This is a genomic window from Caulobacter sp. ErkDOM-E (assembly GCF_048541895.1).
Lineage (GTDB): Bacteria > Pseudomonadota > Alphaproteobacteria > Caulobacterales > Caulobacteraceae > Caulobacter.
Map to the genome: position 1 here is coordinate 3,652,372 of NZ_CP183331.1, position 23,013 is coordinate 3,675,384.

Genomic DNA, 23,013 nt, shown 5'->3' on the forward strand with positions numbered 1-23,013 from the left:
GGGAGTATTAAGTCCACACATTTCGCACGCGTGGGACAAGCTGGGTAAGGCGTTGCGAAGCGTGCGCATCGCGGGCTGTCTACACAGACTGCCAAATAGCGCCGGCCCATCAACCATTTGTCCGTGTGCGGATAGCGTGCGTAGAGGGGGCTGGCCATGCACCGCGTGAGCCTCTCGCTTCGCCTCACAAGGACACAGGACGCGTCGATACAGCGCCATGCTGAAGCACACGGCATCACCCGCTACCAAGCGGCCATCCGCGTGATGGAGGCGGGCCTGGCGACCATCATGGCCAGTTCCACACCGACTAGCAGCGACGGCGCTGACGTCGCCGCCGCGATCGGCGAACTCGTGGTCCGGGCTGCCGTGTTGGAACGTCTCATCGACCGAACGCTCTACACCAGTGCCGCCGCCTATACCTTTGCCCGCCAAGCCGCGCTCAGCGGCGCGCATGACCCGGCCAAGCTCGACCAAGCGCTCAGCGAGGCGGCCGGCGAGGCCTACCGTCGTCAGCGCGATCTGGCGCGGGGCGAGCGATGAGCGCGGCGCCAATCAAGACCGGTCAGGGGCTCGTCGCGCATGGCCTGGGCGCCGCCTTACGACGCTGGATCGGATACGGGCGCATCACCTTAGCAACGATCGTCGGCGCGTGCCTTGTCTGGACCGTCCATTCAACCTCGCCGCCGATCCGCGAGATGGCCGGTGCCTTTGCCCTCGCGCGGTTCAAGCAGTGGATGGCCGAGGGGCAGCCGCTGACGCCCACCGTCACGCTCAATGGGAACCATGGACCGGTAGCGATACCGGCCGACCTGGTCGTTGAGTCACCGGCGTTTCAACGCGCATGGCAAGCGGTCTTGAGCCGGATGATCGCCGGTTCAATGAGTGGTGCCGCATTGGGCTTGCTGCTCAGCCTTGCCTGGTCAGCTTGGATGGAGCGTCGGGGCGAGACCGCATCAGCCGATCGCGCTCTGCGGGGTTCCGCCGTCGTTTCCGAGCGGGCGCTGGCGCGTTTGACCGCGAGGCAGGCTGATCGCAACGCACTGCGACTGGCCGCCATTCCCATCCCACCGACGCTTGAGACCCGCCACGCTGCTTTTGTCGGCAGCACCGGCAGCGGCAAGACCACGGCCTTGCGCCAGTGGCTGGACGGAATCGAGACTAGGGGTGATTGCGCGATCGTCTATGACACCAGCGGTGAATTCGTCGCCCATTACTACGACCCGGCGCGGGGCGATGTGATCCTCAACCCCTTCGACGCGCGCGGGGCGTTCTGGAATCCTTTCAATGAGATCCAGCACCCCGCCGACGCCGACCGGATCGCCGCCCAATTGGTGACCGCCAATGACGAAGGCCGTGACGATGTCTGGACCAGCTCAGCGCGAGTTCTGGTCGCCAACATCATGCGAATGCTCTGGCGTGAAGGGCGCGGCGACCTGCCCGCGCTTGTTCATGCGCTGCAATCGACAACCAAAGGCGAGTTGAAAGGCTGGCTGGCGCAGACCTCATCCGCCCGAACCTTCGAGGAAGACGCCGACCGCGCCACCGGCTCGGTGCTCTTCATGCTCTCCGAGACGGTAAACCTGCTTCAGTATCTGAGGACCGCGCCAGGTCCGGGCGGCGGCTTCAGCTTTCGCGGGTTCTTTAACGGCCTGGACGCGGTTGAGGGACGAAAGCCCTGGATTTTAGTCCCTCGCAAGGAGGACTATTTCGAGGCCACCAAGCCGCTGTTGGCCTGCTGGCTGGAATGCGCGGCCGGCGCGATTCTGGGTCTGGATACCAGTCCGACACGCCGGGTCTGGATGTTCCTCGACGAACTTCCCGATATCCCTCGGGTCGATAACCTCCAGCGGCTCTTGCCGCAGGGGCGCAAGTTTGGCGCCGCCGCCGTCCTGACGTTCCAGGCCATCGGCCAGATGCGCGAGCGCTATGGCAAGGATGGGGCCGAAGCGCTGCTGGGCTGCTGCAACACCAAGCTCTTCCTGCAACTGAGCGACGCCGACAGCCGCCGATGGGCCAGCCAGGCGGTCGGCGAGGTGGAAGTGGAAATGCGCGGCGCGACGGAGTCGCTGGCCTTCGAACTGGGCAAGGGGCGGACGTCCTTGGCCAGCCAGCGGCAGATCCGTGCGGCCTTGATCGACAGCGAATTTCGGCTCCCGCGTCACGAAGGGTTTCTGCAACTGCCCGACGGCTTGCCCGTGGCACGAGTGCGGCTGAACAACCGCCATATTATAAAGAGAGGCGCGGCGCGGCAGCCGGGTTTTATCCTTGGCGATATCGCTGACACGCTCTGGGGCTTGCCGGCGGCAGCGCCACGGGGACCGATTATCCCGGACGGCGGGCCAGTCTGATGGTGGCATCCATCAGCGGCCTTTCGAATAGCGCCCAAGCCGCCAGCTACTACGAGGCGGACGACTACTATTCGGAAGGTGGCCTTGCGCCGAGCGCATGGCGCGGAGAAGCGGCCGACGCCTTGGGTCTGTCAGGCGATGTCGATCGCGATCAATTCAAGGCCTTGCTCGACGGCTTTCTGCCGACCGGCGACGTTCTGGGAACCGTCCGCAATGGCGAGCGAGAGCACCGGCCAGGCTGGGATCTCACCTTCAGCGCGCCCAAGTCGTTATCGGTCATGGCGCTGGTCGCGGGCGACACCCGCCTGATCAAGGCCCACGATGAGGCGGCCGCGACGGCCCTGGCCTATGTCGAGCGCTATGGCGCGGCAACGCGGATCCGTGAGGGCGGCCGGCTTGAGCACGTACCGACCGGAAATCTTGTCGCGGCGACGTTCCGTCATGAGACGAGCCGCGCTCAAGATCCGCAGCTTCACACTCACAGTGTAATCCTGAATGCGACGCAGGACGCAAAGGGTACGTGGCGCAGTATGGAAGGCCGCACCTTCTTCCAACTGCAGAAGGCCGCTGGCGAGATCTACCGCCAGGAGCTGGCCCAGGCCGCCCATCGCCTCGGCTACACCATTGAGGCGGGCAAGGAGTCGGCCTTCGAAATCGGAGGTGTTCCGGATGCGGTTCTAAAGGCATTCAGCGAGCGCGCCGCCCAGATCGAGGCGCATCTAGCCGAGCGCGGCAAGACCCGCGAGACCGCCTCGCCTGCTGAAAAGCAGATGGCGACTCTCGACACTCGGCAGGCCAAGGAAGCGGCCGACCGGGGCGAACTCGTCGCGACTTGGCGCGCGACGGCCGACGCGACCGGGTTCGATCGTCACAACCGCCTGGCCATGGTCGCGGCGGCCGAGGCCAAGAACCAAGACGCCCGGCGCGATCTTGAACTGCGCGGCGAGGCCGAAGCGGTCGCCTATGGCGCCATCCGGTTCGCGGCGGAAAAGCTAGGCGAGCGCCAGGCTGTCTTCAGCGCCGCCGAGCTTGAGAAGGAGGCCGGGCGGCGCGGCATCGGTCGGGCCGGTCAGGCCGAGATGCTGCGCGCCATTGATCGGGCCGTCGAGACCGGTGAGCTTTCGCCCCGCGTGCATAGAGATCGGCGCGGCATCGAGGGCGTCGGCTTCACAACTGCCGGCAACATCGCCGCCGAAACGCGGCTCTTGCAGGCCGAATATCGCGGACGCGGGCAGGAGGTGCCCCTGGCCTCGCCCATCGGAGCTGCGCGCCTAGTCGCTGAGGCGGCTTTGCGCGCCGAGGATCGCGGCCATGTCTGGACCCAGGACCAGCGCGCCGCCACGCAGTCGCTGCTCACCAGCCGCAGCCAAGTTGTCGCTGTGCAGGGTTACGCCGGCACGGCCAAGACCACGACCGTTCTGGCGACTTTCGCGAAGGCCGCGCGGGAGGCGGGGCTCACGATCCGCGCTTTGGCTCCATCCGCGTCAGCCGCGCGGACACTCGGTGATGCCCTGTCGCTTGAAGGACAGACGCTCGCGCGACACCTGAAAACGCAGGAGGCGAAGGCCGATCCGGTGTCGGCGAAGCGCGAGATCTGGTTGGTGGATGAGGCCAGCCTTGTCTCCGCGCGTGACATGGCCCGGCTCCTGGAGAGCGCGGAGTTTGCAGGCGCCCGCACCGTCTTGGTCGGCGACCTCAAGCAGTTGGGTTCGGTAGGCGCAGGCGCGGCTTTTGCCCAACTCCAAGGGGCGGGCATGGAGACAGCGCGACTGACGGAGATCGTGCGCCAAACCAACACCCTCACGCGTCAAGCAGTTGAAGCGACGCTGGAGGGCCAGGTCCGACGCGCGTTCGAGGCTCTGGACGCTGGCGGCGGACGGGTTATCGAGGCCGGCACGCCCGAGGCGCGGCGGGCCTTGATCGCGGCCGACTATGCCGCGCTCAACGCCGAAGCGCGTGGGCGAACCATCGTCATCGACCCGTCCCGTGAGGGGCGCGACGCGCTTACGGTCGAGATCCGCGCCCAGCTGGTCGAACGTGGCGTACTGAGCGAGCGCTCAGTGACGGCGCGCGGTCTCGTCGCCAAGGATCTGACCAGAGCCGAGGCTCGCCAGGCCGACAGCTACGCGCCGGGCGATGTCGTCATCTTCAACAAGCGCCTCGACGCCGAGGGCGTCGCGCGCGGCGATGCTTTCACGGTCGCCGCTGTGGATGAGCGTTCTGGGACCGTCGGGCTCATCAACAACCATGACCGCAAGCTCGATTGGGCCCCGGCGCAGTGGGGGCAGGCTGAAGCCTTCACCACGACCACGCGCGAACTCCGCGTCGGCGACCGCATCGAGTTCACCCGCAACGACCACGCAGGCGGCCGGGCCAACGGAACCCAGGCCGAGGTCACGCGACTTTCCGATGATGGACGCAGCGTCGAGATCCGGGACGGACGCGGGCGCGTTGAAGCGCTATCGCTAGATTGCGTGAGGGATCAGCATATCCGCCACGCCTACGTGCAGACGGCCTACGCGGCGCAGGGCCGAACCGCTGATCGGGTCATGGTCCACGCCGAGAGTGGCCGAGCAAACCTCATCGATCAGGCGTCGATATATGTGGCCATCTCACGGGCGCGAAGTGAAGCGACAGTTTACACGGATGATCGGGAGAAGCTCACCAGGGGCGTCCAGGAGCGGATGGGGGAAGCGTCCATGGCCTTCGGCCGGGCCGGCATTCAGCCGCAGCATGCTGCCGGGCCTCATCTAGGAGGGATTGCCGACTAGGAAATTTCTGGGTTCCGGTAACCGGGTTACGAGCCGTTTCGCTTCGCGGGAAGTGCGAACTGGAATCGACCAAAATTGAGTTTAGCGGCCTCGTTCGCTCAATCGTAATCGCCATGATGAATCGCGTTAGCGGCTTGAACCCCAATTTGACATTAAATTGGATGCTGCTGTTAGCGCAGGCTTTTTCCAACGAATGACTTTCGAGTCGGCTTAGCGATTAAATTGGAAAAGCCACGCTGAGTGCGATTAGCGTTTAAATTGGGAGTCGTTGAAAAAGTTGGATTTTGGACTCGCTGAGAGTTCAAATCGAATTTGCGCTAAAATAGCGCTAAGCCCAGAACGGCAGATAACGCGCGTAACGACGGGACTCGCCAGCGGATTGATCGAGTTTGATCAGATCGGCTTCGATCGTAGCCGCGATCACCTGCGAAACCGTAGCGGATTTGGGTTCAGCCAATCCGAACCGATCCCTGAGCGACTGGTTTGTCATTCGCTCGGAAAGAACGTGTTTGAGCGCGCAGTGCTGGTAGCAAGCCCGAACGCGATCATCCCGATCCATGTCCTCGAACGGCTTGAGTCCGTAGATCGTCGCGACGGTTCTACGGTGCATCGCTCGGAAGTCCGGCGCGGGAAGTTGGAATCTTTCCGCTAGAGTCACGACCCGGTCGATACCGCTACTGCGCTCTTCACAGATAAACATCCGCCGCATGAGGTCAGCCAGGCGCTCGTTGCGCGACTGATAGCCATCGATGAAGCGCTCGATCGGCACGATCGGCTCGCCTGGGTTCGAGATTTCCACGCGGTTCGAGTAAATCTCCACCATCGGCGACATACCGCCGATCGATAGATCCTGATGGACCAGCGCGTTGGCGATCAGTTCGCGGATCGCGTCGTCGGGAAGGAGCTTCACCTTCTGCCTCAAGGCGTGCTCGATCACTTCGTTCTGAGGAAGTTGCCCCATGACGAAATCGATCAGGCCCTGGAAACCAACCGCGTAGCCGCGACTGCCAATCTGATCGATCTTTGTCTCAAGCTTCGAAGGCCCGGCATAGACGATCACGCGGGGAGCCTTCCGCGCCAGATCTGGAAACTGGTCCAATCGTTTGGCGAGCAGCAGCCCACCGAGTCGTCGGATCGCATAACCACCAGGCTCGCGATCGATCAACCGTTCCGATATGAGCCGATCGAGAACGCCCTCCCGGGTGGTGGGATAGGGCTGCTTCAACAACTCGAAGAAGGTTTGAGTGTCGAGGAGATCGATCACGGCTTGGGGATCGAGCCCTCGAAGCGCCGGCTCTTCGGCCCAATCCGGCTGTCCTTCGGCGAAGATCGCTCGCAGACGATCCTCTGACATGGGCCTCAGGCTTTCGCCCGAACGCATGAGATACTTACCTTCGAGATGATAAGCCGTTCCTCTCGGGCGTCCTGGGATGGTGAACACGACGACCCGGCCGTCCGGATGTTCGACGACCTCGATATCGACGCGGAAGCCCACCGCCAGGAACAGGCTATCGGCGGTATCGACGGGATTGAGAAAAGCATTGCTGCCCACGACTTGGCGCGGGCGCTTGTCGGAGACGCCCAACACGAGGTGCCCGCCGCCCTCGTTCGCGATGGCGACGCAGTAGGAGTTCAGCTTGTCGATGGCGTAGCCATTCTTCGCTTCCTTGAACTCCAACGCCTGGTGCTCGGAAGGCTCCTGACGCCAAAGATCAATCTGCGAGATAGAGATCGCCATTCCAGCCTTACATGCTCAGAATCGATATCGCTCACGTGAGCGCACGGGATGATATTCCCTTGGGGGACTATCAGTGAAGCGCTGGCGCGATGCCAGAAGCATGTGTTTCGGCCTGTGGATCGGCAATCCTTGCGGCTCCCCACATCCATAACGAGATAACCAACGAGGATAGGCTTTCGCCTTAGCGGCTGGAAACTCTAGCCAACTCACCTATAGGATGAGGCAGAGGGGCGCGCATTCATGGCTGAGCAGACCGTTTGGGGCATTCACGCAGGAAAGACGGGCGAGGCTGAAGCCCTCTTCGCCGATCACAACTGCATCGCTGTGGGCTGGCCGGAGGTCGGCGATCTGGCTTCTCTCAAGGCCAACCGCGAGGCCTTTAAGGCCAGATATGGTCAGGTCTACCCAGATCGATCGGCAGGTCACGTCCCAGTCGCCGCTGGTCAGCTGTTCCGGTTCGTCAACGAGATCCAGGTCGGCGATTATGTGGTGTTTCCGGCCAAGCTTGACCGCACCGTCCGTATCGGGCGCATCACCAGCGGATACGCGCATCGACCGGACGCCTCCGCTGCCTATCCCAACCAGCGCTCTGTGGAATGGCTCAAGACCTTTCCCAGAACAAAATTCAGCCAGGCTGCGCTCTACGAAATCGGATCGGCGCTATCGCTGTTCCAGGTCAAAAACTTCGCCGACGAGTTCAGGGCCGCGCTTACGGGCGTAGAGCTTGATCCATCGGTGAGCGAGGACGCTGCTGTCGCGGCCGTGGTGATGGAGAGCGAGCAAAGCACGGAGGATTTCGTGCTCAAGCGCCTCGCCCGCGAGTTCAAAGGCCACGCCTTTGAACACTTCGTCGCGCATCTGTTGGAAGCCATGGGCTTTCGGGCGCACGTCACGAAGAAATCCGGCGATGGCGGGGTCGATATCATCGCCCACAAAGACGCCCTGGGCTTCGAGCCGCCGATCATCAAGGTTCAGGTGAAGAGCGGCGAAGGCGCGATTGGCGAGCCCGAGGTCAAGCAGCTCAAGGGCAACCTTTCAGGCGGCGAGAAGGGCCTGCTCGTTACGCTGGGAACCATCTCCAGCAAGGCGGAGCTTTTTGCTCGAACCGTGCCGGATATCCGCCTGATCGACGGCGAAAATCTCGTGAAGCTCATCTTGGAGCACTACGAGCAATTCGACAGCCGTTATCGCGCCGCCGTGCCCCTCAAGAGAGTCTATCTTCCGGCGCCGGCGGAGCAAGCCTCCGACTAAGCCCCCGACACCGAAAACTCGCTGGAAAACGGGTCTTGGCGCGACGCAAATCGCGCTAAGTTCCCCGCCTATTTCGCCCATTCGGGCAGTGAGTGAGCAAAAGCCAGCATGGCGACACATTCCGATCTAGCCAATCTGGTTTGGCAAATCGCAGATCTGCTGCGAGGCCCCTATCGCCCGCCGCAATATGAGCGGGTGATGCTGCCGCTTGTTGTGCTTCGCCGTTTCGACTGCGTTTTGGCCGACACCAAACCGAAAGTCCTGGCCGAGTACGAGCGCCGCAAAGGCGGCAGGCTCACCGACGATGCGCTCGATAGCACCCTAAACAAAGCCGCCGGCCACCGCTTTCACAACCGCTCAGAACTCGATTTCCAGAAACTGAAGGGCGATCCTGACAATTTAAACAAACATCTTGTCAGCTACATTAAGGGCTTTTCGGCGAACGTTCAGCGCATTTTCGAATACTTCGAATTTGAAAGTGAAATTGAGCGGATGCATGAGGCAGGTATTTTATACCTCGTCATTTCGGGATTCTGCGACGTCGATTTGCACCCTCGGAAGGTGAAAAATCAAGAGATGGGACTCATTTTTGAGAACCTTATCCGCCGATTCAACGAACTTGCTAATGAGACTGCCGGCGATCACTTCACACCCCGCGAAGTGATCACACTAATGATTGATCTACTTCTTTATGATGCAGACGAACTTCTTAGCAAACCTGGCATTGCCATGCGGATGCTGGACCCAGCTTGCGGCACGGGCGGAATGCTTGCTGGCGCGCAGAAGTACATGCGCGATCACCACGATGGCGCGACACTCTATGTGTACGGTCAGGACTACAACAAGCGCGCCTTCGCTACGGCGGCTTCAGACATGCTTATGAAGGAGGTCGATCACAACGGCGGCGGCGAGAATGTCCAATTCGGTGACAGCTTCCTCGACGACAAATTCGCAGGCCAGACGTTCGACTATTTCATCGCGAATCCCCCGTTCGGCGTGGACTGGAAGCGGCAGCAGAAGGAGATCGTTCGGCGGCATGAGAAAGCGCCTCAGGAAGACCCGTGGAGCGCCGGACTTCCGCGTGTGAACGATGGATCGCTACTCTTCCTGCAGCACATGATTTCGAAATTCGAGGACGTCGATCCGAAGAAGCAGAAGTATGGCTCGCGGGCAGCGATTGTCTTTTCTGGTTCTCCGCTCTTCACAGGTGGAGCGGGTGGCGGGGAAAGTGAAATTCGGCGCTGGGTTATTGAGAGAGACCTGCTCGAAGCCATCGTCGCCCTGCCAGAGCAGATGTTTTACAACACCGGCATCGGCACTTACATTTGGATCGTAACCAATCGAAAGGCGAAGGACCGGAAGGGTCAAATCCAGCTCGTCGACGCTCGTGACACCTCGATCCCGATGCGGCGCAGCCAGGGCGATAAACGCCGTAAAATCGGTGAGGGACCCGCGCTTGAGGATGATCGCGCTGACGAGCCAGATCAAATCGCCGATATCGTCCGGCTCTATGGCGCCTTCGAGCCGGGCGAGAAGAGCAATATCTTCGACAATGCCGACTTTGGCTATACCCGCGTAACGGTCGAGCGCCCGCTGCGGCTCCGATACCAGATGACGGTCGAGGACAAGGCCCGCCTTCTGGATGCCGCTCCACACCTGTTGGATGACGTGCAGGCCATCGATAAAGCGCTCGGCCGCGAGCCACAGCTCGATTGGAACGCTGCTTGGAGCGATATCGAGAAGCTTCTGAAGAAGCGCGGTTCACGCTGGAAGGCTCCCGAAGAAAAGCTCTTCCGCTCGGTCTTCACTGCCAAGGATCCAACGGGGGTAGCCGTCAAAAGGGGACCCGGCCTCGAGGCCGATTCGGACTTACGTGACTTCGAAAACGTGCCGTTGAAGGAGGACATCGACGCCTATTTCAAGCGCGAGGTTCTGCCGCATGTCCCCGACGCCTGGATGGACCGCGCCAAGGACAAGGTCGGCTATGAGATCAACTTCAACCGGCACTTCTACAAATTCACCCCGCCGCGCAAGCTGACCGAGATCGATGCGGACCTGAAGAAGGCGGAAGACGAAATCCTTCGCTTGCTGCGGGAGGTGACGAAATGAGCTCCGATTCAAAGTACCCACGACAGCGCTTGAAGTTTGCAGCATCGATCAATGATGAATCGCTCACCGAGGATGTCGATCCCGATTTTGAGATTCAGTACATCGACATTGGCAACGTCGATTCATCAGGCAAGGTTCATGAGATCGCCACTTACCGCTTCGAGGCCGCTCCGAGCCGAGCACGGCGTATTGTAAGGAATGGCGACGTCATCATCTCGACTGTTCGCACATACCTTCAAGCAATTGCAGCGATTGCGTCGCCTCCCGACAATCTTATTGTCTCAACCGGCTTTGCCGTTCTCAGGCCGCGCCTCGGTACACTTGATCCGAAATTCTGCCGCTACGTGCTTCGCGAGCCGACCTTCCTTGCCGAAGTGGAGATGCGTTCAACTGGCATAAGCTATCCGGCCATCAATGCCTCCGAGATAGGTGACATTGCGATCCCCTATCCGCCCCTGGCGGATCAAGGCGTCATCGCCGATTTCATCGAAACCGAGTCCAATCATATCGATGCGCTAATCGCCGCCAAACAACGGCTACTCGATCTACTAGCCGAGAAGCGGCGCGCGATCGCCGCTGAGGCGATCATGCGCGGACTCAACCCAGCCGCCCCGCTGCGCCACTCCGGCATTGCATGGCTCGGCAAGATTCCGGCGCACTGGGCCATTGAACGGTCGCGATGGCTGTTTCGTGAAAGAGACGAGAGGTCCGAAACCGGCGCTGAGGAAATGCTGACGGTTTCGCACCTCACCGGTGTCACTCCGAGATCGGAGAAGGACGTAAACATGTTCGAAGCAGAGTCGACCGTCGGTTACAAACTCTGCTTTGCAGGCGATCTGGCCATCAACACCTTGTGGGCATGGATGGGTGCCATGGGTGCAGCGCGCGTCGATGGCATCGTGAGCCCAGCCTACAATGTCTACACCCCTAGCCCGCAGCTTTTGCCGGATTATGTCGACGCGCTCGTTCGGATCCCGGTCTTCGCCCAGGAAGTAACTCGATACTCGAAGGGCGTCTGGTCTTCCCGACTGCGGCTCTATCCAGAAGGCTTCTTCGAGACTTTTTGGCCTGTGCCGCCGATCGACGAACAACACGAAATCGTCCGTCACATCGCGACCGGAACCGCCAAGGTAGACCGGCTTCGCGCCGCGACCGAGCACTCCATAACACTTCTGAAGGAACGCCGCAGCGCGCTAATCGCCGCCGCTGTGACGGGCCAACTTCACATTCCGGAGGCGGCATGAAGATCACGCGGCTCAACGTTGCTGGGCTTCGCGGCTTCGATCAAGCGACGTTCGAATTCGACCCCGTTTTCACATTGCTGGTCGGCGTCAACGGCGTGGGCAAGAGCAGCGTGCTGGAAGCTCTTCGCGTTTCGCTATCTCGCGTTTTGCCGAAGTTCACCGCTAGCCGGGCTGCGCCGCTCGCCTTCTCAGCCGCCGACATCCGGCTAGACAGCGCCGCACTGACCATTGATCTGGACTTTGCGTTTGCTGATGGTGAACGCCACCTTCTACTTCACAAGCCCAGAGAGCGTTACACGCCGGATCAGGAAGGCTCCGTCCGGCAGGGGACGTTCGAAACGCCTGAAAAAGAGGAGCTGTCGCCCCAGCCCTGGCCAAAGCTGGACCCATCGGGCAACCAGCCGCTCGCTATTTATTTCGGCATCCGTAGGTCCCATCCGACGGACGAGCGGATCAATGTTGGCCGATCACGGGGCGGCCCGGCTGCTGCATATGCAGATGGACTTACCGACGTCAGACCGCTCCACCTGGCCGACATGGCGTCGTGGATCCTGGCTCAGGAAGTCTTGGCGGAGGAGTTTCCTCGTGCGCGGTTGCACCTGGATGCGCTAAAGTCGGCAGCCGCACGTTTCCTACCGACATGCACCGATTTGCGCGCAGCCGGTGACAGCGAAAAGCCTCGCCTTCTGATTACAAAACGCGGCGTCGAACTCGACGTACGCTATCTTTCCGAAGGCGAGCGCGGAATGCTGGCGCTCGCCCTCGATCTGGCGCGCCGCTTGTCGCAAGCCAATCCGATGCTTGACGATCCGGTGCGCGACGGAGTGGCCGTCGTGCTGATCGATGAGCTGGACATGCACATGCATCCGCTCTGGCAGCGGCAGGTCCAGTCTCTGCTAACTAGCACGTTTCCGAACTGCCAGTTCATCGCCACTACGCACTCGCCCCAGATCATCGGCGAGACGCAGCCGGAACGCGTCATCCTGCTGCAGGCGGAAGATAGCCGAGTCTTTTCGAAACGTTGTGGCCAAGCCTATGGGCTCGATGCCAATGCCATTCTTGAGCAGATCATGGGCACAATGTCTCGTGCAGAACCCGCGCGCCTCGCCATTGCCGCCGTAGAAACAGCACTAGACGAAGGCGAACTCGACGAGGCGCGTGCGCAACTCGCTGCGTTGCGCACGCTCATTCACGGTGATGACCCCACTGTCGCGGGCCTTGAAGCGACCATAAACAATCTTCAGGCGCTGGGCGATGCGCCAGATAAATAAGGGGTCCGAGCCTGCTGAACACACGCAATGGAAGGGCCAGAACAAGGCACTCCCCAATTTTTGCTATGCGGCGCTCACGGCCGAGCATCGCCGTGCAATTAGGGAGAACCTGGTACACGAGCAGCGCGGGCTCTGCGCTTACACAGGGCGTCGCATTGAAATCGATAGCTGCCACATTGAACACCTGAAGCCGCAGTCACATTGCGGACCCGGTGAAGACATCGACTACCGAAATCTCGTTGCGGGAGTGCCTGCGCCCAACACGCCTCAGCTTTCATATGGCGCTCACAAGAAGGCGGACTGGCCGCCTGTCGCCGCCGAACACCTATTTGTCTCACCGTTGTCAGCAGGATGTGGCGCCCGCTTTTCCTTTCGTCTTAGCGGAGAGGTAGCGGCTTCCAACGTCGGCGATGCCGCGACAACCGAAACGATCACCCGCTTAGGATTGAACGAGAAGGCCCTCGTCCAGCTTCGCAAGTCGGCCATCGACGCAACTCTTCAAATTAGAGGACGAGGCCTAGCATCAATTGATGTTGGCGACGCGCGGCGGCGCTTGAACGATCTTGAGCGGGCAGAGCAGCAGAACGGCCCATTGGAGCCTTACTCATTCGTTCTTACGCAGGCACTTGAAAAGCAAATCCAGCGCATAGAGAAAATTCGCCAGGCAAAAAAAGGCCAGCCATGAACCACCCCCGGCATTCAGAAGGCGCGTTCGAAACGGTCATTGAAGGGGCGCTGCTCGCGAATGGCTACGACCACCAGCCTCCTGAGGGTTTTGACCGCGAGCGAGCCATCTTTCCGGATGCGGTGCTGGCTTTCATTCGCGCCACCCAGCCCAAAGAGTGGAAGGCCCTAGAGGCGCTCCACGGCGAACGCACGGGCGTGCAGGTCCTAGGGGATCTGACCAAATGGATGGATCGCGAGGGAGCCCTGGCGACTCTGCGTCACGGCTTCAAATGCTACGGCAAGACCCTGCATATAGCCTTCTTCAAGGCTGCGCATGAGCTTAACCCCGAGCTCGAAGCGCGTTACGCCGCAAACCAGGTCGGGGTAACAAGACAGCTTCGCTATTCAAAGACGTCCGAAAAGTCCCTCGATGTCGTTCTTAGCGTCAATGGTGTTCCGCTCGTTTCGGTCGAGCTCAAAAATCCGATGACGGGGCAGACCGTCGAACATGCCCTGCGCCAGTATCGAAATGATCGGGACCCGCGCGAACCGATCTTCGAGTTCAAACGGCGGATGCTCGTGCATTTCGCGGCCGATACCGAATCCGTTTTCATGACCACCCGGCTAGCGGGCTCGGCGACCTATTTCCTACCCTTTAACAAGGGTTGCGATGGCGGCGCCGGCAATGGCCCCGATCCCAAGGGGCGCGCCTATCGCACTGCCTATCTCTGGGAAGAGGTCTTGCAGCGCGATAGCCTGCTCGACCTCCTGGCTCGCTTCATCCACCTTCAGGTGGAAGAGAAGCGCGACGACCAAGGCCGCAAGGTCAAAAAAGAAACGCTGATCTTTCCGCGCTACCATCAGCTAGAGGCTGTTAGGTTGCTCGTAGACCAAACGAAACGCGAAGGCGTCGGCAACAACTATCTGATCGAGCATTCGGCCGGCAGCGGCAAAAGTAACACAATCGGCTGGCTCACGCACCGTCTGGCCTCCCTGCACGACGACAAGAACAACCGTGTATTTGACAGCGTGATCGTGATCACCGATCGGGTGGTGCTCGATAAGCAGCTTCAGGACACAATCTACCAGTTCGAGCACAAGCATGGCGTCGTGCAGAAGGTCGAAGAGAGTTCACGGCAGCTCGCCGAAGCGCTTGAAAGCGCCGTCCCGATTATCATCACAACCCTCCAGAAATTCCCGTTTGTCTCGCGTCAACTCGCCAAGCTGGCGGAGGCTCGGGGCGAGGCGGGCGATGGTGCTTTGAAGGCGAGGAAATGCGCCGTCGTCATCGATGAGGCGCATAGCTCGCAAGGCGGAGAAACCGCGACGGATCTCAAAGAGGTCTTAAGCGGCGAAGGGCTTCGTGAGGAAGCGGCCAAGTACATGGCCGAAAACGAAGAGGAGGATATGGATGAGCTCTACCGATCCATGGCTAAGCGCGGCCGCCAAGCCAATCTGAGCTTTTTCGCCTTCACTGCTACGCCGAAGCATAAAACACTGAAGGTGTTCGGCCGCGATGGCCTTCCCGCCCATCGGTATACGATGCGCCAAGCCATCGAAGAGGGCTTCATCCTCGACGTGCTCAAGAACTACACCACTTATGCGACCTACTTCCGGCTTTTGAGGGCCAGCGAAGACGATCCAAACGTGGAGCGAAAAAAGGCAGCGCGCGCTTTGGCCCGCTTTCTCAAACTCCATCCTCACAATGTGGCTCAGAAGACCGAGGTGATGGTCGAGCATTTCCACGCCGCGACCCAGCACAAGATAGGCGGCCGGGCTAAGGCGATGGTGATCACCGGATCGCGTCTTGAAGCGGTTCGCTACAAGCAGAGTTTTGATCGCTACATCAAGGAAAAGGGTTACGCGATCAAATCACTGGTGGCTTTCTCTGGCACGGTCCCAGATGAAAAGCTTCAGGATGTTAGCTACACCGAGGAAGGAATGAATCTCGGCGTTAGAGAAAAAGAGCTGCCTGAGACCTTCGCGACGCCTGAGTATCAGGTTCTGCTTGTGGCAGAAAAATATCAAACTGGCTTCGATCAACCGTTGCTGCACACGATGTATATTGATCGAAGGCTGGCGGGCATTCAGGCTGTCCAAACCCTGTCGCGATTGAACCGAACCCATCCGTTAAAGGAAGACACTTTTATTCTCGATTTCATCAATGATCGAGACGAAATTCGCCAAGCCTTCAAGACTTATTTTGAGGGGGCCGAAATCGGTGAGGATGTAGATCCTACCCGAATGTATGAAATCAAGAGCGAACTCGATGCCGACGGCCTATATGAGCCTGCGGACATTGAACGCTTTTGCGCAGTTTATTTCAAACCGCGCCAGCGGCAGAGCCCGAACGACCACCAACTAATGAACGCAGCTCTCGATCCCTGCGTCACTCGCTTCAAGGATCTTTTGGGAGAAAGCCCTGACGAAGCTGAACTGCGGCGGGGAAAAATGACAGCCTTCTGCAGTCTCTATGGCTTCTTGAGCCAGATCATTCCCTACCAGGACTCCGACCTAGAGCGCCTTTATGTGTTCTTGCGGCACCTGATAACAAAATTGCCGAAACGCGGCAGCGGCCCATCGTATCAGTTCGATGATGAGATCCGGCTAGAGTATTATCGGCTCCAGAAGATCAGCGAGGGCTCGATTAGCCTAAGCTCCGGAGAGGCAGCTCGGCTGGACGGGCCAGCAGAAGTTGGCTCGGGTACGCTGCATGAGGAACCCGTTCCTCTTTCACGGCTCATTGACGTCGTGAACGATCGATTTGGGACAGATTTCAACCAAGCCGATCAGCTGTTTTTTGATCAAATTATTGAGGCTGCCATTTCCGACACTGCGCTCAAGCAAGCTGCAGCCGTGAACCCCGGCGACAAATTCGAGCTAGTCTTCAAGAACCTACTTGAGGCCCTTTTCGTCGAACGAATGGACCAAAATGAAGAGATTTTCGCCCGGTTCATGAACGACAAATCGTTCCAGAAAGTGGTGACGGGTTGGCTCTCCGAGCAAGCGTATGAAAAACTCCGTCGCGTCGCTGACACTGCCCAGGTCGCAACTGTCGATCTCGACAGTTAAAAAGAGGCAGGTCGGCATCGCGTTCAAGTGGCAGCATCACTGTCCCTTAAGGGCTGGGCAGATAAAGCCTGGCGCGCACGTTGAGTAATATACTGATTTTATTGAACTCTTTGTCCGTCCGCCTCACTTTGAAGGAGCGGCTTTTGCTATCGGAGCGCGATCCGTCATTTGTGGGTAGAAATGTGAGTGGAAAAATCACACATTCCATTATATATTTGTTTTTAAACAATTATTCTTTTGAATATAGCGGACACCCTCTCCGCCACTACCCTGTGAATTTCCGGCACTTTTCGCCGCCTCGCCCCACACACTAGCCCACTACGTCGATTGGGCGATTGCGGTTGCGTGCGAAGGCTGGTGGCCGGCGCCTGAAGGCCTGAAAAAATTGCGGTTAGGTTCTCGCGGAAGCGCTTGGAGGCGCCAGCGCGATTTCCTTGACCGCAATGGCGCGCGGTAGAGATCCCTGGGTCAAGGCTGGCGGATCGGTTGGTTCCGGCCCGGGTGGGGGCCGGAACCTGGGGAGGCCCACGCCACAGATGGTCTAGACCAAACCAAAGACGTTTCGACGCCCGCGCGGGGCGCGCAGGGAAAGCGTCCGCATGGGCCCGGCGAGGGTGAGACAAGGTCAACGCACGCGGATGTCGACGCTGATCTTGAGGGCGTCATGTCGCCAGTGCTCGCGGTCGAATTCGACCACGCGGCCCTGGGCATTGTAGCAGGTGCGCTCCACGCTGAGCCCAGGCAGGCCCGACTTGACCCGCAGGGCTTCGGCCTCACCCAGCGTCAGGGCGCAGGGCCGCATGTCGACCTTGTTGCGCGCGACGCCGATGCCATAGACCGATTTCAGAACGCTGGTCAGCGAGCCGTCGAGATCGTGCTCCACAAGACCCGGCGCCAGGGAGGCGTCGACGACGATGCTCTCAATCAGAACGGCCCGGTCATCGATCGAGCGCCGGCGGCGAATCCAGTACATCGGCGCGCCCACCGGGCGTGAAAAGATCTGGGCCAGCATGCCGTCGCAGGCGATCTCGACCTTGCTGAGCGTCTCGGTCGCCGGCCGCCGGCCCTGCGCCTCGACATAGGACATGAAGCCCTCCCAGCGGGTCGGATCGTAGACCACCGGCGGCGGGGAAACGTACCAGCCGCTGCGGTCCTTTCGATAGATCAGCCCCTCGGCCTCAAGCTGAAACAGGGCCTCGCGAACGGTGCCTCGGGCCACGCCGCCGCCGACCTGCAACTGGCGCTCTGACGGCAGCCGTTCGCCAGCCTTCAGTTCGCCACTGACGATCCGCACGGCGATGCCGTCGCGGACTCCAAGATAATGGAGGGTGTCGGACTGATGCATCGGAAAGACCTGTCAGCGGTCGAATCCCGCCAGCCCCAAGGATGGGAGCCCGCTCCGTCAAGGTCAAGAAACGGGATCAAACCCCTGCCGCCCATTCTCGCCCTGGTCGAGGTTTCACGAAAGCTTTGCCAAGATTAGAACGATTTTGGTATATACCAATTTAGCCACCTGGAGGCGAAGCCATGACCACCCATCTTCGCGCGCGCGGCGGCGGCCACGGGGACAAACCAACCCCGAGCTCGGCGGGTGGCCCCTTGTCCGCCCAGCGCCTGGTCACCCTTCTGGAAACGGAACGGGCAAGCCGCGCCGACCCCGGCATCGGACGGCGGCTCCGGTAAGCGCGCTCGCTCCATTCCGACCCTTTCAGCACCACGGATACATGATGACGACTCGTCCTGCGGCCGATGCTTTCGTGGCCGAACTCGCCGATCTCTTCGCCCGACTGGGCGACCTGCGTTATGGGGAAGACGTCAGCCAGCTGGAGCACGCGCTGCAGACGGCGCATCACGCCAAGATCGATAACGCGCCGCCCGCGATGATCGTCGCCGCCCTGCTGCACGACATAGGCCACCTGATGCAGAAGGCCGGCGAGAACGCCGCCGACCTTGGCGTCGATACGCGCCACGAGCACATCAGCGCCGGCTATCTGGCGCGGGCGTTCAGCCCGGCGGTGACAGAGCCGATCCGTCTTCACGTGGCGGCCAAGCGCTACCGGGTGGCCGTGGATCCCGCCTATTTCAAGCGTCTGAGCAAGGCGTCCCTGCAAAGTCTGGCTCTGCAGGGCGGCCCAATGAGCAAGGCCGAGATCGAGGCGTTCCTGGCAGAGCCGGCGGCGCAAGCCGCCCTGCGACTGCGCGGCTATGACGAAGCGGGCAAGGCCCCGGACGCCGAGGTGGCCGGTTTCGAGACCTATCACGACCAGCTTCGAGATCAGATCGACCGCCTGGACGAAGTTTCAGTCTGATCGCAAAGCCCCGCCCGGGCCGCGACAAGCTGCTTCTCGTGTGCTGCGGGCTGTGCCTGCGCGCAGCGGCCTAGGCCTCGTCTGCGACCAGATGCTGCAGCACGCGCTTCTCGAGCACCAGCAGCGCGCTGGCGTTGTTGGTGCGCATGACCAGACCAGCGGCGAGCGGCCTGACGGCCTCGTGCACGGCGCGAGCCAGGCGCAGGAAGTCTGATCGCCCCCGTCCTCCGGCGCCATGCAAGGCGCAGAGCTGGCGCCAGTCGGACACAAAGTCCTCCAGCAGCATGCTGAACCGCGCAGCCCGGCCCCTGGCTTCGGCGGTGTCGGTGGCGAGCGCCAGTTCCGCGCGCAGATCGTCGACCAGCAGCTGCACTTCGGCGGCGGGCATCACCGGCGTGCGCTGGTCACCCTCGGTAAGCAACTGGGGCTGCATCCCGGGATCCCAGGCCACCGTCCGCCATTGGGCGCGGGGCGGCGCCTGTCCACGGACGAATTGCCAGAACGCCGCTGTGCCGCTGGTATCCGCGACCAGGTGGATGCGCTCGGCGCCGGACCTGTTTTCGACATGGTGCGGGCGCCAGTTATCGAAGATCCAGGCCTCGCCAGCGGCCATGTGCACCGATTGCCCGTCGCAGTGAAAGGCGACCTCCGGCCGGGTGAAGACCGGAATGTGCAGCCGCACCCGCGTATGCCAGTGGTAGTTGATGTCGGCATGCTCGGGCACGCCTGCGCCCGGGGCCAGGCGCATGAGGCGTGAGCGGCTCCAGACCACGCCAAAGGCCGCCAGGGCCTGGGTTGTATAGGGCATGGTCTCAAGCCAGCGCGTTGGCAGCATCTGCCCATGGACCGAGTCCGTCTCAGCCCCGCCCGCGCTGATCAACCGCGCCGCACTGTTGCCGGGCAAGCGGTCCGGGTGCGACGTCCAGGCCTCGTCGGGCAAAGCCGCGACCTCAGCCTGCAAACGCCCGACATCGAAGAGCAAGGGGAGGTGGAAGAAGGGGCGTGAAAGCCGCATGGGTCAGGCCCTGTAGCCGGCGAGCGCGTCACCCAGCCCGTCCCGCAAAGGCGCAAGCCATGGTTCGTAAGGTCGCCATTGCGCGAGGCCGTCACGGCCGATGGGCTGGCGCACCTGCTCTGAACTGGGCGTGCGCACGCTGCGCTGCGTCTCATGGAAGGCCAGGCAGGCCGGCTCAAACGGCAGCCTGCAACCCTCCAGCATGTGCTGTACACTGTCTTCGAGGCCCTCGACCACATCCTCGTAGGCCACCCTCAGCACCCGCCCCGGCAGCACCTCGCCCCAGTGCCTCATGAGCTCGAGATAGGCGCGATAATGTCGGGCGAGATGATCCATGCCGTAGGTGAATTCCTGATTGGTGGTCCCGAACAGTTGCTTGAAGTTGCTGAAGCCGCACGCCATGGGCTCGCGGCGCACATCGATGATCGTCGAGCGCGGCAGGATGAGATGGATCAGGCCGATGTGCCAGAAATTGTTGGGCATCTTGTCGATGAAGAAGGCCTTCCCCAGCCTGCGATAGGTGCGGGTTTCGGCCAGAAAGCGCTCGCCGAGCGCCCGGACGTCCTGCGGGGTCAGGCGCAGCAGGGCCTGGAGATCCAGCGGCAAGCCGCAATCAGGATCGCGGCCGCAGATCTCGCCTGCATACCGGTCGATTTCTGTCAGCTCCTGCGTGCCTTCCACCTGGGAATGGGAGGCCAGGATCTGCTCGATCAAGGTTGACCCCGACCGCGGCAAGCCCACGATAAAGATCGGCGCCGGATCGGCCAGACCCCAGTCAGCGCGCGCGGCAAAGACTTCGGCGGTGAAGACCTGTTTCAATCGCAGGACGCAGGATTCCGCGACCTCGGGGCGATATCGGCTGGAGACAGCGCGGATCGCATTGCCGCGCTCGTAATGCTGCCAGGAGGATGCGTACTCTGCCCGGTCCTCCAGCGCCTTGCCCAGCGCGAAACTGAGATAGACGCGGTCCATGTCCTGGACGGCCGGCCGGGATTGCGCAGCGCGCATGCGTGCGATGTCATCATCAGTGAAGCGATAGGTCTTGAGGTTGGCCAGGCTGAACCAGGCCACGCCGTAGTCTGGCCGCGCCGCCAGCGCGGCGCGATAGTCCGCCATGGCGTCCTGTTGCCGGCCCGTGACCTTCAGGGCGCTCGCCCGCCAAAGGCGCAGATCAGCGACTTCCGCCCCCAACAGGGCCTGGCTGTCCAGCAGTCGTTCATAGAGATCGATCAACGGCTCATGGTCGCCCAGGGCGATGCAGGCCGCGCCATACTGCTTGAGATACTCGCGATTGTCAGGGTCGTGTCCGAGCAGGTGCTCAGCCTCTCGCCGCGCCTGCAGGGGCTTTTGCTGCTGCAAGAGCACCATGGCGTTGTCGAGGCGGGCCGCGTGATAGTCCGGGGCGCGATCAAGCACCAACTTCAGCAACGCCTCGGCCTCGCCAAGCGCCCCGCGCGCCTTGCAGAGGCGCGCCAGCAGGCGAAGGGCGCCGACGTTTTCACCGTCCGTGTCCAGATAATCGCGAATGACCTCCTCGGCCGAGGACAGGTCGCCATCGGCGAACAGGCTGCTGGCCGCCACCACCGCCGGCGGGAGCTGTCTGAGCATCGCCAGATGCTGCGCGGCCGTGGCCGCCTGGGCCATATCGCCCACCATGCGGTAGAGCTGTTCCAGCATGTCCCAGCTCGCCGGCAGGGTCGGGTTGAGGCGCACGGCCTCCCGTAGCGCGTCGATGGCGGCCGGCGCATCGCGAAGCATGACCTGGCAGTGGCCACGCTCCTGATACAGCCGGCTGAACCCGGGATGCAGCTCCTGCAGCCGCGCAAGGCTGGCCAGGGCTTCCGCGATGCGCTGGCCCGACCGCAGATCCTTGGCCTCCTGTAAAAGGGCGTCGCGATCCCGAGACCCGGGGCTGGCGCTCACGGAGGGCGTCACCGCGCGGCGCCGGCCAGCAGAAACGGCTCCAGCCAGCTGGGTTCCGGCTGGTCGGCGTCGTAGTACTCGAAGATCAGATGGACGCGGTCGGTCTCGCCGTCGTTGCGCACCCAGTGCGGACCCAGGTTGTTGACCTCCACCGCCTCGCCCGGCGGGAAAAGGTGTTCGGCGCCGCCGAAGAAGGACACCACCTGGGGATTGGTCGACAGCGGCACATGGATCTTGTGCGGCCACTTCGCGGCGGGGTTGGCGTCGATATGGGGGTGGATCACCCCGCCCGGCCGCATCCTCGCCAACATCACCCGCGGAAACACCCCGCGCGCATAGCCATAGTCGCCGACGGCCTGAGCCAGCACAGGCTCCAGCAATCCGCGCCATTCGGGCCAGGCGGCGCGATCGTGCGAGCTGCGCCAGTCACGGGGACTGTCGATAAACCGGAAAACGATGTGGGAGGTCGCGTCCAGCACCTCAAACCTGTTGGGCTTGCTGGCGTTCTCCGCAGCCCAGACGTCCTCGGGGTTCGCCAGAACGGCCGCCTGCAGCGCGGCGATGTCGACCAGCCCGAGCTTGCGGACGCCGGTGGTCTTGCGCGGGTTGGCGGCAGGCGCAAAGGGGGGAGCGTTCATCGCATGTCTTCGAAGCTGTAGCCGAACAGGTCCAGATCCTGGGCGTAGCGGGCGGCGACGCCGTCGATCAGGTCCTGATCGTAATAGTGACGATAGTCACCGTGACGGCTGCCGTTGACGCGGTCCAGAGGGCGGGAGGGAATGCCGATGCGCGCGCAGATCGCATCATACGACCCCTGCATATCCTCGACGTGACCGATGTGGTCGGCCATCAGGGTCTTGCCGTCCTCGCCCACCAGAAGCGAGGCCTGTGGCTGGAACAGGATGTGGTGTTCCGGCGGCTTCTCGAAAAGAAAGTGGCGCATGACCGCCTGCGGTTGCTGCTCAAAGACGTCGCCGCCCCGCAGCATGAAGGCGCAGTACGAGACAAAGCGATCGAACGGATTGCGTACGAAGGCGAACTTGAAATAGCCGTCGAAGGCCGCCTCGCCGAGATAGGGGCGCACCTGCTGCAGAGACAGGTGGCCATGCCGGATCGCCGCCAGATCCTCCCAGGGGAAGCGCTTGTCGACGAACAGCCCGACCTGCTCGAGGTCGCCGTCGCTCAAGTGCTCGCGCAGGGCCTGTCGCACGGCATGGGTCCCGGTCTTGGGCACTGCGGCGAAGATGAAGCGATGGCTGTGGGAAACAATCATGTTTCAGGGACACCCAGAAAAAG

16 protein-coding genes are annotated in these 23,013 nt (G+C 61.6%); 10 read left to right on the forward strand and 6 right to left on the reverse strand.

Going from position 1 to position 23,013, the window contains the following annotated elements; all coding sequences use genetic code 11:
- The first annotated feature begins 156 nt into the window (after positions 1-156).
- From ACN2C7_RS17850 to mobF, 3 genes are read left to right on the forward strand one after another with little or no spacing between them, the layout of a single operon-like run.
- Positions 157-540: a hypothetical protein gene (locus ACN2C7_RS17850; RefSeq protein WP_419318820.1), complete on the forward strand. Its 384-nt coding sequence runs from the start codon at positions 157-159 to the stop codon at positions 538-540.
- Positions 537-2,348 carry a type IV secretion system DNA-binding domain-containing protein gene (locus ACN2C7_RS17855; protein WP_419318822.1) on the forward strand — a complete coding sequence of 604 codons (1,812 nt, stop codon included), beginning with the start codon at positions 537-539 and terminating at the stop codon, positions 2,346-2,348. Before ACN2C7_RS17850 ends, ACN2C7_RS17855 begins: the two co-directional genes overlap by 4 nt.
- Positions 2,348-5,119 (forward strand): MobF family relaxase, encoded by a 2,772-nt coding sequence (gene mobF, locus ACN2C7_RS17860; RefSeq protein WP_419318824.1) that lies wholly within the window; start codon positions 2,348-2,350, stop codon positions 5,117-5,119. The genes ACN2C7_RS17855 and mobF overlap by 1 nt, the downstream gene beginning before the upstream one ends.
- A 328-nt stretch (positions 5,120-5,447) precedes the next feature.
- On the opposite strand, the gene ACN2C7_RS17865 is transcribed toward mobF, so the two are convergent.
- Entirely contained in the window at positions 5,448-6,857 is a 1,410-nt protein-coding gene (locus ACN2C7_RS17865) for an ATP-binding protein (RefSeq protein WP_419318826.1), read from the reverse strand.
- A 240-nt stretch (positions 6,858-7,097) separates the two neighbouring features.
- Here ACN2C7_RS17865 and ACN2C7_RS17870 point away from each other — a divergent pair, with 240 nt between their 5' ends.
- The 6 genes from ACN2C7_RS17870 to ACN2C7_RS17895 all read left to right on the forward strand — a co-directional run bounded on the left by ACN2C7_RS17870 (position 7,098) and on the right by ACN2C7_RS17895 (position 16,470).
- Positions 7,098-8,108, forward strand: coding sequence for a restriction endonuclease (locus ACN2C7_RS17870; protein WP_419318828.1), 1,011 nt, complete (start codon positions 7,098-7,100; stop codon positions 8,106-8,108).
- Positions 8,109-8,216: 108 nt separating this feature from the next.
- Positions 8,217-10,217, forward strand: coding sequence for a type I restriction-modification system subunit M (locus tag ACN2C7_RS17875; RefSeq protein WP_419318830.1), 2,001 nt, complete (start codon positions 8,217-8,219; stop codon positions 10,215-10,217).
- Positions 10,214-11,461, forward strand: coding sequence for a restriction endonuclease subunit S (locus ACN2C7_RS17880; protein ID WP_419318831.1), 1,248 nt, complete (start codon positions 10,214-10,216; stop codon positions 11,459-11,461). The genes ACN2C7_RS17875 and ACN2C7_RS17880 overlap by 4 nt, the downstream gene beginning before the upstream one ends.
- Positions 11,458-12,732: an AAA family ATPase gene (locus ACN2C7_RS17885; protein WP_419318832.1), complete on the forward strand. Its 1,275-nt coding sequence runs from the start codon at positions 11,458-11,460 to the stop codon at positions 12,730-12,732. The genes ACN2C7_RS17880 and ACN2C7_RS17885 overlap by 4 nt, the downstream gene beginning before the upstream one ends.
- A complete protein-coding gene (locus ACN2C7_RS17890) occupies positions 12,716-13,417 on the forward strand; it encodes a retron system putative HNH endonuclease (protein ID WP_419318833.1) in 702 nt (233 codons plus the stop codon). The genes ACN2C7_RS17885 and ACN2C7_RS17890 overlap by 17 nt, the downstream gene beginning before the upstream one ends.
- On the forward strand, positions 13,414-16,470 hold the full coding sequence (locus tag ACN2C7_RS17895; RefSeq protein WP_419318834.1) for a type I restriction endonuclease subunit R: 3,057 nt from the start codon (positions 13,414-13,416) through the stop codon (positions 16,468-16,470). Before ACN2C7_RS17890 ends, ACN2C7_RS17895 begins: the two co-directional genes overlap by 4 nt.
- Positions 16,471-17,095: 625 nt before the next feature.
- Here the strand turns inward: ACN2C7_RS17895 and ACN2C7_RS17900 are convergent.
- A complete protein-coding gene (locus ACN2C7_RS17900; protein ID WP_419318835.1) occupies positions 17,096-17,815 on the reverse strand; it encodes a UTRA domain-containing protein in 720 nt (239 codons plus the stop codon).
- Positions 17,816-18,197: 382 nt separating this feature from the next.
- Here ACN2C7_RS17900 and ACN2C7_RS17905 point away from each other — a divergent pair, with 382 nt between their 5' ends.
- Entirely contained in the window at positions 18,198-18,779 is a 582-nt protein-coding gene (locus tag ACN2C7_RS17905; protein ID WP_419318836.1) for an HD domain-containing protein, read from the forward strand.
- A 70-nt stretch (positions 18,780-18,849) separates the two neighbouring features.
- Here ACN2C7_RS17905 and ACN2C7_RS17910 read toward each other — a convergent pair whose 3' ends face one another.
- Genes ACN2C7_RS17910 through ACN2C7_RS17925 form a run of 4 tightly spaced genes read right to left on the reverse strand, consistent with a single transcriptional unit; the run spans position 18,850 to position 22,990 of the window.
- Positions 18,850-19,794 carry an aspartyl/asparaginyl beta-hydroxylase domain-containing protein gene (locus ACN2C7_RS17910; protein WP_419318837.1) on the reverse strand — a complete coding sequence of 315 codons (945 nt, stop codon included), beginning with the start codon at positions 19,792-19,794 and terminating at the stop codon, positions 18,850-18,852.
- A gap of 3 nt (positions 19,795-19,797) precedes the next feature.
- Positions 19,798-21,717 carry a tetratricopeptide repeat-containing sulfotransferase family protein gene (locus ACN2C7_RS17915; protein ID WP_419318838.1) on the reverse strand — a complete coding sequence of 640 codons (1,920 nt, stop codon included), beginning with the start codon at positions 21,715-21,717 and terminating at the stop codon, positions 19,798-19,800.
- 8 nt (positions 21,718-21,725) lie between these two features.
- Complete coding sequence (locus tag ACN2C7_RS17920) at positions 21,726-22,355, reverse strand: aspartyl/asparaginyl beta-hydroxylase domain-containing protein (protein ID WP_419318839.1); 630 nt, start codon at positions 22,353-22,355, stop codon at positions 21,726-21,728.
- Complete coding sequence (locus tag ACN2C7_RS17925; protein WP_419318840.1) at positions 22,352-22,990, reverse strand: sulfotransferase family 2 domain-containing protein; 639 nt, start codon at positions 22,988-22,990, stop codon at positions 22,352-22,354. The genes ACN2C7_RS17920 and ACN2C7_RS17925 overlap by 4 nt, the downstream gene beginning before the upstream one ends.
- Positions 22,991-23,013 lie beyond the last annotated feature (23 nt).

Coding starts and splice junctions, on each gene's coding strand:
- ACN2C7_RS17895 (WP_419318834.1), top strand. CDS start 13,414: ATGAACCACCCCCGGCATTCAGAAGGCGCGTTCGAAACGGTCATTGAA.
- ACN2C7_RS17880 (WP_419318831.1), top strand. CDS start 10,214: ATGAGCTCCGATTCAAAGTACCCACGACAGCGCTTGAAGTTTGCAGCA.
- ACN2C7_RS17925 (WP_419318840.1), bottom strand. CDS start 22,990: ATGATTGTTTCCCACAGCCATCGCTTCATCTTCGCCGCAGTGCCCAAG.
- mobF (WP_419318824.1), top strand. CDS start 2,348: ATGGTGGCATCCATCAGCGGCCTTTCGAATAGCGCCCAAGCCGCCAGC.
- ACN2C7_RS17890 (WP_419318833.1), top strand. CDS start 12,716: ATGCGCCAGATAAATAAGGGGTCCGAGCCTGCTGAACACACGCAATGG.
- ACN2C7_RS17900 (WP_419318835.1), bottom strand. CDS start 17,815: ATGCATCAGTCCGACACCCTCCATTATCTTGGAGTCCGCGACGGCATC.
- ACN2C7_RS17855 (WP_419318822.1), top strand. CDS start 537: ATGAGCGCGGCGCCAATCAAGACCGGTCAGGGGCTCGTCGCGCATGGC.
- ACN2C7_RS17850 (WP_419318820.1), top strand. CDS start 157: ATGCACCGCGTGAGCCTCTCGCTTCGCCTCACAAGGACACAGGACGCG.
- ACN2C7_RS17885 (WP_419318832.1), top strand. CDS start 11,458: ATGAAGATCACGCGGCTCAACGTTGCTGGGCTTCGCGGCTTCGATCAA.
- ACN2C7_RS17870 (WP_419318828.1), top strand. CDS start 7,098: ATGGCTGAGCAGACCGTTTGGGGCATTCACGCAGGAAAGACGGGCGAG.
- ACN2C7_RS17905 (WP_419318836.1), top strand. CDS start 18,198: ATGACGACTCGTCCTGCGGCCGATGCTTTCGTGGCCGAACTCGCCGAT.
- ACN2C7_RS17910 (WP_419318837.1), bottom strand. CDS start 19,794: ATGCGGCTTTCACGCCCCTTCTTCCACCTCCCCTTGCTCTTCGATGTC.
- ACN2C7_RS17920 (WP_419318839.1), bottom strand. CDS start 22,355: ATGAACGCTCCCCCCTTTGCGCCTGCCGCCAACCCGCGCAAGACCACC.
- ACN2C7_RS17875 (WP_419318830.1), top strand. CDS start 8,217: ATGGCGACACATTCCGATCTAGCCAATCTGGTTTGGCAAATCGCAGAT.
- ACN2C7_RS17865 (WP_419318826.1), bottom strand. CDS start 6,857: ATGGCGATCTCTATCTCGCAGATTGATCTTTGGCGTCAGGAGCCTTCC.